The sequence below is a fragment of the Comamonas badia DSM 17552 genome (assembly GCF_000484635.1).
GTDB lineage: Bacteria > Pseudomonadota > Gammaproteobacteria > Burkholderiales > Burkholderiaceae_C > Comamonas_C > Comamonas_C badia.
The window spans coordinates 259115-271026 of the sequence record NZ_AXVM01000005.1 but is presented as its reverse complement, the minus strand read 5'-3'; the positions used below and the strand labels follow the sequence as shown (position 1 = coordinate 271026).

Annotated in this window: 11 protein-coding genes; 3 read left to right on the top strand and 8 right to left on the bottom strand. The window is 66.8% G+C overall.

All coding sequences use genetic code 11. From position 1 onward, the window contains the following. Nucleotides 1–15: 15 nt before the first annotated feature. Nucleotides 16–1281, top strand: a complete 1266-nt coding sequence (locus K320_RS0112500) for an ABC transporter substrate-binding protein (RefSeq protein WP_029696107.1) — start codon at nucleotides 16–18, stop codon at nucleotides 1279–1281. Further along, nucleotides 1278–2069 carry an ABC transporter ATP-binding protein gene (locus K320_RS0112495; RefSeq protein WP_024539180.1) on the top strand — a complete coding sequence of 264 codons (792 nt, stop codon included), beginning with the start codon at nucleotides 1278–1280 and terminating at the stop codon, nucleotides 2067–2069. Before K320_RS0112500 ends, K320_RS0112495 begins: the two co-directional genes overlap by 4 nt. 34 nt (nucleotides 2070–2103) lie before the next feature. On the opposite strand, the gene K320_RS0112490 is transcribed toward K320_RS0112495, so the two are convergent. Both K320_RS0112490 and K320_RS0112485 read right to left on the bottom strand, forming a co-directional pair. After that, the gene (locus K320_RS0112490; RefSeq protein WP_029696106.1) at nucleotides 2104–3174 is read right to left on the bottom strand and encodes an ADP-ribosylglycohydrolase family protein; all 1071 of its coding nucleotides are present in this window, start codon (nucleotides 3172–3174) and stop codon (nucleotides 2104–2106) included. A gap of 26 nt (nucleotides 3175–3200) precedes the next feature. Next, nucleotides 3201–4328 carry an alcohol dehydrogenase catalytic domain-containing protein gene (locus K320_RS0112485; protein WP_024539178.1) on the bottom strand — a complete coding sequence of 376 codons (1128 nt, stop codon included), beginning with the start codon at nucleotides 4326–4328 and terminating at the stop codon, nucleotides 3201–3203. A 154-nt stretch (nucleotides 4329–4482) separates the two neighbouring features. On the opposite strand from K320_RS0112485, the gene K320_RS0112480 reads away from it, so the two are divergent. Continuing rightward, nucleotides 4483–5955 (top strand): NAD-dependent succinate-semialdehyde dehydrogenase, encoded by a 1473-nt coding sequence (locus K320_RS0112480; RefSeq protein WP_024539177.1) that lies wholly within the window; start codon nucleotides 4483–4485, stop codon nucleotides 5953–5955. Nucleotides 5956–5958: 3 nt separating this feature from the next. Here K320_RS0112480 and K320_RS0112475 read toward each other — a convergent pair whose 3' ends face one another. The 6 genes from K320_RS0112475 to hpaH are packed head-to-tail and all read right to left on the bottom strand — an operon-like array spanning nucleotide 5959 to nucleotide 11908. Continuing rightward, nucleotides 5959–6963, bottom strand: coding sequence for a 2-dehydropantoate 2-reductase (locus K320_RS0112475; protein ID WP_024539176.1), 1005 nt, complete (start codon nucleotides 6961–6963; stop codon nucleotides 5959–5961). A 4-nt stretch (nucleotides 6964–6967) separates the two neighbouring features. Next, nucleotides 6968–8605, bottom strand: coding sequence for a thiamine pyrophosphate-binding protein (locus K320_RS0112470; RefSeq protein WP_024539175.1), 1638 nt, complete (start codon nucleotides 8603–8605; stop codon nucleotides 6968–6970). Nucleotides 8606–8663: 58 nt separating this feature from the next. Beyond that, nucleotides 8664–9419: a class II aldolase/adducin family protein gene (locus tag K320_RS0112465; RefSeq protein ID WP_024539174.1), complete on the bottom strand. Its 756-nt coding sequence runs from the start codon at nucleotides 9417–9419 to the stop codon at nucleotides 8664–8666. Then, complete coding sequence (gene yghU / locus K320_RS0112460; RefSeq protein ID WP_024539173.1) at nucleotides 9416–10264, bottom strand: glutathione-dependent disulfide-bond oxidoreductase; 849 nt, start codon at nucleotides 10262–10264, stop codon at nucleotides 9416–9418. Before yghU ends, K320_RS0112465 begins: the two co-directional genes overlap by 4 nt. A gap of 24 nt (nucleotides 10265–10288) precedes the next feature. Beyond that, nucleotides 10289–11086, bottom strand: coding sequence for an aldolase/citrate lyase family protein (locus tag K320_RS0112455; protein WP_024539172.1), 798 nt, complete (start codon nucleotides 11084–11086; stop codon nucleotides 10289–10291). 6 nt (nucleotides 11087–11092) lie between these two features. Then, nucleotides 11093–11908 carry a 2-oxo-hept-4-ene-1,7-dioate hydratase gene (gene hpaH, locus K320_RS0112450; protein ID WP_024539171.1) on the bottom strand — a complete coding sequence of 272 codons (816 nt, stop codon included), beginning with the start codon at nucleotides 11906–11908 and terminating at the stop codon, nucleotides 11093–11095. Nucleotides 11909–11912: the final 4 nt, after the last annotated feature.

Here is an 11912-nt window from a genome sequence, read left to right as displayed (position 1 = left end):
ACAGGAGACATCACGATGAACCATACCGATCTGGCGCTGAGCCGCCGTACCGTGCTCGGAGCCGCCGCGGCCGCCAGCCTGGGCGCCGCGCTGCCCGTCTGGGCTCAGGGCAAGGACCCCATCCAGTTCGCGACGCTGCTGGACTTCACCCGCGTCTACACCTTCCTGACCGACGAATACAGCCAGGGCCAGCAGGACTACATCAAACTGCTCAACCTGGAGGGCGGCCTCGACGGCTCGCCGATCAAGCTCATCGTCAAGGACCACGCGAGCTACCCCGAGCGCGGCATCGCCCTGTACAACGAAGCCAAGGCCGCGGGCGCCGTGTTCTTCGACTTCCTCAGCTCGCCGGTGGCCAATGCGCTGATGCCGCGCGCCGATGAAGACCACCTGCCGATGATCGCATTTGCCCACGGGCGCGCCGACGCGGCCGATGGCCAGGCCTTCCCCTACGTCTTTCCGTCGGCCGCCATCTACCGCTCGCAGGCGGCGCTGCTGCTCAAGTACATCGACGAGAAAGAGGGCGGCCTCAAGGGCAAGAAGATCGCCTTCGTGCACATCGACTCGGCCTTCGGCAAGGAGCCGATCGAGCTGCTCGAGCGCGTGGCCAAGACCAAGGGCTTCGAGCTCAAGCTCTACCCCTATCCGGTGCCCGGCACCGAGCAGGCCGCCACCTGGAGCGAGGTGCGCAAGAACCGCCCGGACAAGATCATCATCTGGGGTGCCGGTCCCGGCCAGGCGGTGTCGATCCGCGGCGCCGTCACCAACGGCATCGCGCCCAAGAACATCTACTCGGTGATCTGGCTGTCCGAAGCCGACATGTCGGCCTTCAAGGGCAACGAGGTGGTTGGCGTCAAACGGGTCACCCTGGTCAACACCGGCACGGAGACGCCCATCGTCAAGCGCATCGTCGAGAAGGTCGTCAATGCCGGCAACGGCAGCGGCGACAAGAAGCGCGTCGGCGGAACCTACTACAACATCGGCGTCGCCACGATGGCGATTGCGGCGCAGGCCGCCAAGCTCGGTGCGCAAAAGGCCGGCGGTCCGGTGACGCCCGAGAAGATCAAGCAGGGCTTCGAGATGCTCAAGGACTTCACGGCCGAAGGCCTGATTCCGCCGCTGACCATCACCGCGCAAGACCACCAGGGCGGCGGCATGGGCATGATCTCCGAGTGGGATGGCAAGCAGTGGGCGCCCAAGTCCGACTGGGGCAGCGCCTACCAGGACGTGGTGTGGGATCTGATCAAGGAAGACCGCGCCAAGGCCAAGGAAAAGAAATGAGCCTGCTCTCCCTGAACAACGTCGAGGTCGCCTACGACCGGGTGTTCCTTGCGATCAAGGGCGTCTCGCTCGAAGTTCAGGAGGGTTCGGTGGTGGCCCTGCTCGGCGCCAATGGCGCGGGCAAGTCCACCACGCTCAAGACCGTGAGCGGGCTGCTGGCGCCCGAGCGCGGCGAGGTGCGCCGCGGCGAGGTGCACTTCATGGGTCAGGATATCGGCCACCTCTCGCCGCCCGAGCGTGTGCACATGGGCCTGGTGCACGTGATGGAGGGGCGGCGCATCTTCGGGCACCTCACGCCCGACGAAAATCTCGTTGCCGCCTACCGTGGCCGTGGCGCCAAAAAGAGCTTTGACGAGCTGCGCGAGCAGGCCTACACCTACTTCCCGCGCCTGAAGGAGCGCATCCGCAGCAAGGCGGGCTACCTTTCAGGCGGCGAGCAGCAGATGCTGGCGATCGCGCGCGCGCTCGTCACCGAGCCCAGGCTCATCATGCTCGACGAGCCCTCGCTGGGCCTGGCGCCGGTGCTGGTCAAGGAAATTTTCGCCATCATCCGCGAGATCAACCGTACGCAGAAACTCAGCGTGCTGCTGGTGGAGCAGAACGCCACGGCCGCGCTCAACGTGGCCGATCATGCCTACCTGATCGAGAACGGCAACATCGTGATGAGCGGCGAGGCCGCCGAGCTCAAGAAAAACCCGGACATCCAGGAGTTCTATCTGGGCGGCGGCGAGCGGGTGGACTACCACAACGTCAAGCACTACCGCCGCCGCAAGCGCTGGCTGGCTTGACGAGTTCGTGCGCGAGCACGACCCCGTCCGGGATTCAGGCGCGTGCCTCCACGGCCTGCTGTACCAGCTTTCCGGTCAACGCAAGGTATTCATCGCGCTGCCGCAGCCCATCGATGAAGCGCCGCGGTATCGCCTCCATGCCACCGATCGCGCCGCTGAGCGCCCCCGTGAGCACCGCGCGCGACTGGTTCTGGCCGCCGCCGTTGACGGCGTGCAGCACCGCCTGCTCGAAATTGCCCTGAAAGCGCGCCGCCAGGTAGTAGCTTGAAGGCAGCAGGAAGTAGGCCGCGCACTGCAGGCCATGCACCTGCGCAATGCTGCTCGCGGGCTCCACGCGAATGTGCGGGCTGGCGGCCATGCGCGCCGCCGTCGATGCGACGAGCAGCGGCTCGGGCGTGGAAAACTGCCCCGCCACCGCGGGCTTGCCATCACTTGGCGCTGGCCCCTGAAAGCGCAACTGTCCGCCGCGCGCCGCCGTGACCAGCCTGCCGGAAAGCGCGCCGTCGAGCGGCGCGCCTGCCATCAAGGCACCCAGCACGATGCCGTAGGCCGTGGTCATCGCGGCCACCGTGGCATCGCGCTGCAGCAGCACGGTATTGCCGCTCGCGTGGTCGGCGATCTGGTTGGCGTCCGACGCGTAGCGCGCGGCGATCGCGATGATGCGCTCCGCCGCGTCGGTGTTGTCCGCCAGGCGCGCCACCTGCCCCCATGGCTGGCCCGCATGGCGGCCTGCCCAGCCTTCACGGATGGATTGGTTGGTATAGCCGCCGGGGCCGGAATTGGGCGTGCCATCCATGCGCGCAAAAAGCTCTTCGTCCATGCGGCGGCAGAAATCCGCCTCGTCATAGCCCCCTTTCTCGACCAGCGAGCGCAGCGTCAGCGCCAGGATGAAGCCCGATTGCGAGGATGCTCCCGCAGGCAGTCCGCCGTGGTAGCGCCCCGCCTTGGGTGCGGTATAGCCATCCACCCACTGGCCGTAATCGCGGCGCATTTCGTCCAGGTCGTAATACCAGTGCGGCCCGAGCGCCAGCGCATCGCCGACGAAGGCGCCCATCAATGCACCCTGGATGCGGCTTTGCATGGACGGTTGAACAGCAGCATTCACAGCAGTCTCCTTTCAAAAATCACGCATCAATCCATGACGATGCAGTCGCGCAGGCCAGACCCGCTGGCAAGATGGTCAAAGCCCTCGTTGACCTGCTCCAGCGTGAACGCCTCGCCCAGCAATTGATCCACCGGCAGCTTGCCTGTCTGGTAAAGGTCGATGTAGCGCGGAATGTCGATGGCGGGCACGCCAGAGCCCAGGTAGCTGCCGCGCACCTCGCGCTCCTCACCGACGAGTTGCGCAATCGGGAGGGCGAACGAGGTCTTGGGGTGCGGCAGGCCCGAAGTGATGGTCATCCCGCCGCGGCGGGTGAGCCTGTAGGCCGACTCAAACGCCGCGAGCACGCCGGCGGTGTCATAGCCGAAATCCACAGCGCCGCCCGCCGCCGCCAGCCAATCGGCATCCGTCCCCATCGCCCTCGGATCGATCACATGCGTTGCCCCCAGCGTTTGCGCCAGATCGCGCTTGCGGGCGTCCGGCTCCACCGCCACCACGCGCCGCGCCCCCGCGGCAACGGCCGCCAGCAGCGCGCTCAGGCCGACACCGCCCAGCCCGACGATGGCGATGGCGTCGCCTGCCTTGAGGTGCGCGCGGTTGATGACAGCCCCTGCACCGGTGAGCACCGCACAGCCGAACAGCGCGGCTTCGCGGTGCGACAGCGGTGCGTGCACCTTGACGCAGGAGCGCGTGGACACCACCGCGTACTCGGCAAAGCAGGAAACCCCCAGATGGTGATTGAGGGCCTCGCCGCCCGCACGCAGACGCCGCCCGCCGCCGAGCAGTTCGCCCACGGTATTGGCGCGCGCACCAGGCTCGCACAGCGCCGGACGCCCGGACATGCAGGGTGTGCAATCGCCGCAGCTCGGCACGAAAACCGTCACCACATGATCGCCCGCGCGCAGGCCCGAGACACCCGGGCCGACCTCGGCCACCTCGCCCGAGGACTCATGCCCCATGGCCAGCGGCATCACGCGCGGGCGGTCGCCGTTGATCACGGAAAGATCGGAATGGCAGAGCCCGGCCACCTTGATTTTCAGCAGCACCTCGCCCGGGCCGGGCGGGTCAAGCTCCACGGATTCAATCTGCACCGGCCTGCTCTGCGCGTAGGGCGCGGGCAGACCCATGGTTCTGAGCACGGCGGAACGCATTTTCATGGGCTGTCTCCTTGTCCATCCTGTCTGCTGGATTTATGGCGCAGCGCCCAGCAACACTGCCGGGAACGCACTACATTTATTTCACCAGTATGCGCTTGTCTGCAGCAATGCGCGCTGCACGCTTTCGACGCCCTTCAACCCCAGGAGATTTTCAATGGACATGCCCGCCTCCCCCCTCGGCCAACTGGCCGATGCCAGCCTGCTGGTGACCGACAGCCTGATCAACGGCAAATGGCTCAAGGGCAAGCAGCGCTTTGACGTGACCGACCCGGCCACCGGCCTCAAACTGGCCGACGTGGCCGATCTCGGCGCCAGGGAAACCAAGGCCGCCGTGGACGCCGCCAATGCCGCACTGCCCGCCTGGCGCGCCAGAACGGCCAAGGAGCGCCATGCCATCCTGATGAAGTGGTACGAGCTGCTGGTGGCGAATCAGGAAGACCTGGCGCGGCTGATGACCGCCGAGCAGGGCAAGCCCCTGGCCGAGGCGCGCGGCGAGGTGGCCTATGGCGCGAGCTTCGTGCAGTGGTTTGCCGAGGAGGCCAAGCGCGTGAACGGCCAGACCCTGGCCACCTACGACGGCAACAAGCGCTACCTGGTGCTCAAGCAGCCGATCGGCGTGTGCGCGGCGATCACGCCCTGGAACTTCCCGCTGGCGATGATCACGCGCAAGGTGGCGCCGGCGCTGGCCGCGGGCTGCACCGTGGTGATCAAGCCGGCGGAGCTCACGCCGCTGACCGCGCTGGCGGCGGCCGAATTGGCGCAGCGCGCGGGCTTTCCGGCAGGCGTCATCAACGTCGTCACCGGCATGGATGCACCGGCCATCGGCGGCGTGCTGTGCGAGAGCGACACCGTGCGCCACCTCTCGTTCACCGGTTCCACCGAAGTCGGCCGCATCCTGATGGCGCAGTGCGCGCCCACGGTGAAGAAGCTGGCGCTGGAGCTGGGCGGCAACGCGCCTTTCATCGTGTTCGACGATGCAGACCTCGATTCCGCCGTCGAGGGCGCGCTGGTCAGCAAGTACCGCAATGCCGGCCAGACCTGCGTCTGCGCCAACCGCCTGTACGTGCAGGATGGCGTGTACGAGGCCTTCGTCAAGAAGCTGGCCGCCAAGGTCAAGACGATGAAGGTGGGCAATGGCTTTGACGAGGGCGTGAGCGTGGGCCCGCTGATCGAGCCGGCGGCCCTGGCCAAGGTGGACAAGCATGTGAAGGACGCCGTGAAGAAGGGCGGGCGCGTGCTGGCGGGCGGCGGCAAGCTCAAGGGCCAGTTCTTCGAGCCCACCGTGATTGCCGACGCCAACGCCAGGATGCTGGTGGCGCGCGAAGAGACCTTCGGGCCGGTGGCGCCGGTGTTTCGCTTCAAGACCGAGCAGGAGGCCATCGACGCGGCCAACGCCACCGAGTTCGGCCTGGCCAGCTACTTCTACGCCCGCGACATCGGCCGCATCACGCGCGTGAGCGAGGGCTTGGAATACGGCATGGTGGGCATCAACACCGGCCTGATTTCGACCGAGCATGTGCCGTTTGGCGGCGTCAAGCAATCGGGCCTGGGCCGCGAAGGTTCGAGTCACGGCATGGAGGAGTACCTCGAAATGAAGTACCTCTGCATTGCCGACGTGACGAAATAGGCGCTATTTCGGGTACAGCCCCAGCTGGCGCGCATGCAGCCGCGCCAGCCCCAGCAGCGCATCGGTGAACGGCGTTGCAACGCCGGTGAGCTGACCGAGTTCACGCACCGAGGAAACGAGCGCATCGAGCTCCAGCGCCCGCCCGGCGCGCACGTCCTGCAGCATCGAGGGACTGAAATCACCGAGCTTGGCCGTCACCTGGTGGCGGTCTTCGGGCGAATCGGTGATGGGGATGCCGATGCGCCCGCCGATCTCGCGCGCCTCCAGCATCACGCGGCTCATGAAATCGCGCACCAGCGGATCGGCCAGCACCGGACCGGCGCTGGAACCCGTCAGCGCGCAGATCGGGTTCATCGTCATATTGCCCCAGAGCTTGTACCAGATCTCTTTCTGGATCTGGGGCGTGAGCCGGGCCTGAAGCCCTGCGGCGCGCAGCAGCGCCACCAGCGCCTTGGCACGATCACTCTCGGCACCGGAAGGCTCGCCGATGATGAGCTCGTTGCCGAAACGGTGGCGCACCACGCCCGGTGCATCCACCGCGCAACTGGCGTGCACCACGCAGCCGACGACATGCGGCAGGGCAATGCCGCGCGCGATGACGCCATCCGCATCGACACTGGCGAGCTGCTTGCCCGCCACCGCGCCGCCAAAGCCCTGCAAAAACCACCAGGGCACGCCGTTCATCGCCGTCAGCACCACCGTGTGCGGCGCCAGCAGCGGCGCGATCTGCGCGGCCACACTGGCCAGCGCCGGGCCCTTGACAGCGACGATCACCAGGTCTTGCGGCCCGATCTGCGCCGGGTCGTCGCTGGCGCGCACGGCATGCACGCTTTCATGCTCCGCGCCCTCCAAGCCCTTGCTGCGCAGGCGCAGGCCCTGCGTCTGCAATGCCTGCAGCGTGGCGCCACGCGCGACCGCGCTCAACCTTACGTTGGGCTGCGTGGCCAGATGCGCGCCGATCCAGCCGCCGATGGCGCCGGCGCCGTAGATGCCAATTTTTTGGAACATGAGATTAGAAGGTGCGTGGCATGGTCTTGGGATCGAGCTTGAGGTCGATCAGCAGCGGCTTGCCCGGGGTGCGGGTGCGGATCGCCTGCTGCATCGCGCCCAGGTCTGCCTGCGTGCGCACAACCAGGCCCTGCCCGCCCATGGTGGTGGCCACTTCGGAAAATTCCGGCCAGTCGAACAGCGCCAGGCTCGGGTCCATGCCGTGGTCGGTGAAGTGCAGGTACTCGGCGCCATAGCCGCCGTCGTTGCACAGCACCACGATCAGATCGAGCTTTTCGCGCACCGCCGTGTGGAATTCCGTCAGGCCACCCAGCATGAAGCCGCCATCGCCCACCACCGCCAGCGTCGGCAGGCCGCGTTCGGCCACGGCCGCGCCGATGGCGTAGCCTATGCCGGTGCCGATCGCGCCAAACAGATTGCCCGCAATGAAATGCCGCGGCTGCTGCACGCGCATCAGCTGCCAGGGCTGGCGCATGAAGCGCCCGCCGTCGGTCACCAGCAGGCGCTCTTCCTGCACCGCATGCTCTATGGCGAGCAGCGCCTGCTGGATGGTGATCGGCGCATCCGACGGCGCGGGCAGCGGCGTATCGTAAGAGGCGGCGATCGCCGCCACCGCCTGCGTGACCACCTCTTCGAAGGCGAATTGCGAGGACGGAATTTCCGCCTCGTCCAGCCAGTACAGCATGCGTTCGGCCACCGCGCCGGGCTCACCCAGGATGGCCGCATCCACCGCCATGGTGCGGCCGATGTCATGGCGGTCTTCGGCCACCAGCACCAGACGCTTCTTGTTCAGCAGCGTGCCGTTGGCGGTGGTGAACATGTGCAGGCTGGCGCCAAAGGCGATCACGCAATCGCTCACGCCCACGGCCTCGGTGACTTCCTCGCGCCCGGAGATGCCGAGCACGCCGAGGTTGCCGGCCTCGCCGCGGAACAGGTCCTTGGTGCGCAGCGTGGTCATCACCGGTGCGTCCAGCCGCTTGGCGAATTGCAGCACCGCATCGCGCTGCCCGCTGGTCACCACGCCATAGCCCGCGAGCACGATGGGGCGCTTGGCGCTTGCGATGATGCCGACGGCCAGCTCCAGCGCCTCGGTATCGAGCTGCGTGCCCAGCCGCTCTGGCGTATGCAGACGCGGCGGCTGGTACTCGCCGATGTCTTCCCATTGCTGGTCGTACGAGGGGAAGTTGAAGACGATGGGCCTGCGCTCCGCCCAGGCGCGCTGAAAGGCATGGACCAGATCGCGCGGCACATCCTCGATGCGCCGGGGCGCCTCATAGCCCGCGCCCGTGGCCAGCACGAACTCGCGGTGCGAGGCGCTTTGCGGGTGGTACTTGAATTTGGAGAGGCTGTCGCCGGTGACGATCACCATGGGCACGTGGCCCTTGACCGCCTCAACGATGGGCATCAGCGCGTTGACCAGCCCAGGCCCGCAGGTCACCGTCGCGACGCCGGTTTTGCCCGTCACCTGCGCCCAGCCCGAGGCCATCAGCACCGCCGCCGATTCCGTCGTGGCGCTGGTGTAGCGGCCGCCCTCCTTCATGAAGCGATCGACGATGAAAAGATTCACGTCGCCGATCACGCCAAACATCTGCGCCACACCCAGGTCCTTGAGCAGGCGGGCGATGGTGTCGTTCATCTTCATGCGGAAATCCTTGAAGGCTTTTATGGCTGCAGAGCTTGATACGTAAGCGCTGGCAGCTTCATTGTTTGTAGCTGTCGTCGATACGGTCGATCTGGCGCACCAGCGCATTGAACACATCCTGCCCCGCGCCCATGCGCGGATCGAACTGGAAGGAATCGCGCGTGCACTGCGCGGCGATCGCCTCGGTGATGGGCAGAGGCGTGCCCATGCTTTGCGTGGCAAGCTGTATCTCGCAGGCGCGCTGCAGCGTCCAGAGCACGGCAAACGCCAGCGGCAGCGTCTCACCCCAGGAGAGCAGGCCATGGTTGCGCAGAATCACCGCCTTGCGGCCCGCGATGCTGGCGACCACGCGCGGGCCTTCCTCGGCGCGGATGGTGATGCCCTCGAAATCGTGCATGGCCACCATGCCGTGCAACTGCGCGCTGTAGAAATTGCTCTGGCTCAGGCCCGAGGCGAGCGAGGCCACCGCCACACCCGCCGTGGTATGGGTGTGCATCACGCAGTGCGCGCCGGGCACGCCGTCATGGATGCAGCTGTGCAGCACGAAGCCGGCCGGGTTGATCGGGTAGCTACTCTCCGAAAGGACTTCGCCGGCCAGATTCACCTTGACCAGGTTGCTGGCCGTCACCTCGCTGTAGTGCAGGCCAAAGGGGTTGATGAGAAAGTGCTTCTCCGCCCCGCTCACGCTCTCGGGCACGCGCAGCGTGATGTGGTTGTAGATCATCTCCGTCCAGCCCAGCAGGGCGAAGATGCGGTAACAGGCGGCCAGTTGCTGGCGTGCCGCCCATTCGTCAGGATGCATATGCGCGTTCATGCCTGGCCTTCGGGCAGTAGTCCGTCAAAGTCGCTGGCCGCATGGCGCTCGCGCAGGCCCTTGTGGCGGCGGTTCACCAGGCGCCCGCGCTGCACCGCGGGGCGTGCGGCGATCTGTTTTTGCCAGCGCAGCACATGGGTGTACGCAGCGGCATCCAGAAACTCTGCGGCGCTGTAGGCCTCGTTCACCACCAGCGCGCCGTACCAGGGCCAGATCGCCATGTCGGCAATCGTGTAGTCGCTGCCGGTGATGTACTCGTGCCGCGCAAGCTGCTTGTCGAGCAGGTCGAGCTGGCGCTTGACCTCCATGGTGAAGCGGTCGATTGGATAGGGCTGTTTTTCGTGCGCGTAGGCGTAGAAATGCCCGAAGCCGCCGCCCAGGTAGGGCGTGGCGCCCATCTGCCAGAACAGCCAGGAAAGCACCTGTGCGCGCGCCGCGGGCTCGGCGGGCACGAAGGCGCCGAATTTTTCCGCCAGATACAGCAGGATGGCGCCCGACTCGAACACCGGAATCGCCGCCCCCGCGCTGCGATCGACCAGCGCCGGAATCTTGGAATTGGGGTTGACCGCGACGAAGCCGCTGCCGAACTGGTCGCTCTCGCCAATGTCGATCAGCCAGGCGTCGTATTCGGCGCCGGTAATGCCCAGCGCCAGCAGTTCTTCGAGCAGGATGGTGACCTTCTGGCCGTTGGGCGTGGCCAGCGAATACAGCTGCAGCGGGTGCTGGCCCACCGGCAGTTCGCGCTCGAAGCGCGCCCCGGCCGTGGGGCGGTTGATGCCGGCGAACTGGTTGTCTTCCCTGGGCTCCCAGCGCCAGACCTTGGGCGGAACGTAGGCGGTGCTCATGCGTGTCTCCTTTCGCGTTCGTGTCTATTGCTTCGCATCGGCGAAGCGCTCGACCAAGGCCGTCGTGCCGCGCGCGAGCAGGGTCATGTCTATGCCCACGGCCATGAAGCTCGCGCCCCAGTCCATGAAGCGCCGTGCCATCGCCTCGTCGATCGCCAGGCTCCCCGCAGCCTTGCCGGTCTTCACAATGCGACGGACCGCGTCCTCGATCGCGGCCTGCATGTCCGCATGCCCGGGATTGCCCAGATGCCCCAGGCTGGCCGACAGGTCCGCCGGGCCGATGAACACGCCATCGACGCCGTCGACCGCCGCAATCGCCTCGATGTTGTTCAGCGCCGTGCCGGTTTCCACCTGCACCAGCACGCACAGGCGGTCGTTGGCCTCATGCAGGTAGCGCGGGTAGCGCCCCCAGCGCGAAGCCCGCGCGCCGCCTATGCCGCGGATGCCGCCCTGGCCGCTCGCATCCGGGTAGCGCGCCGCACGCACCACGGCCGCCGCCTGCTCGGCGCTATCGACCATGGGCACGAGGAGGGTCTGCGCGCCCACGTCGAGCACGCGCTTGATCCACAGCTCGCCCACCCGGCCATGGCCCATGGGCACGCGCACGATGGGGTGCACGCCGGGATAGGCGGCGACAGCCTGCAGCTGCGCCTGCACGCCGGCCACGTCGTTGGGCGCGTGCTCGCAGTCGATCAAGAGCCAGTCAAAGCCTGCACCGGCACAGATTTCCGCCGTCGTGGGGTTGGCCAGCGTGAGCCAGAAGCCGATCTGTCTGCGCCCGGCCTGCAGGGCTTGCTTGAAGAGGTTGTGGGGTGTTTCCATGGTGTTTCAGACAAATTCAAATTGCAGTGTGCCGAGGGGCCCGTAATCGGCCTCGAAGACGTCGCCCTTCTTTGCCGCCACCGGGCGCGTGAACGAACCGGCGAGCACGATCTGCCCGGCCTTGAGCGTCTCGCCCCAGGGCGCGAGCTTGTTGGCCAGCCAGGCGATGCCGATCGCCGGGTCGCCCTGCACGCCGGCCGCCAGCCCGGTTTCCTCGACCACGCCGTTCTGGCGCAGGATGGCGCCGACCCAGGGGCGGTCAATGGCGCGCGCATCCGCACGCCCCGCGCCGACGACGATGCCGGCATTGGCCGCGTTGTCGCTGATGGTGTCGAACACCTTGCGCATCACCTTGGTGTGGCGGTCGAACTGCTCGATGCGCGCGTCGATGATCTCGATCGCGGGCGTTACATATTCCGTAGCTGCCAGCACTTGCTCCACGCCAATCTCCGGCCCTTTCAGATCGGATTTCAGGACGAAGGCCAGCTCCACCTCCACGCGCGGCGCGATGAAGCGGTCCGTGGGAATCCTCAACACCTGGCCTGGCGTGGCGGTGAACAGCATCGAGTCGAGCAGCGTGCCGTAATCGGGCTCGGTGATCTGGCTGCTGATCTGCATCGCACGGCTGGTGAGGCCGATCTTGTGGCCTATCACCTGGCGGCCCTGCGCGATCTGCAGCGCCACCCAGGCGCGGCTGACGCGGTAGCCGTCTTCGATCGTCATGCCCGGGAAACGCTTGGAAAAATGCTCGACCTGCCGGCGCGATTGCTCGCTGGCCTGCAGCTCGGCGGCAAGCTCGGTGATGTGTGCTTCGGTCAGCATGGGA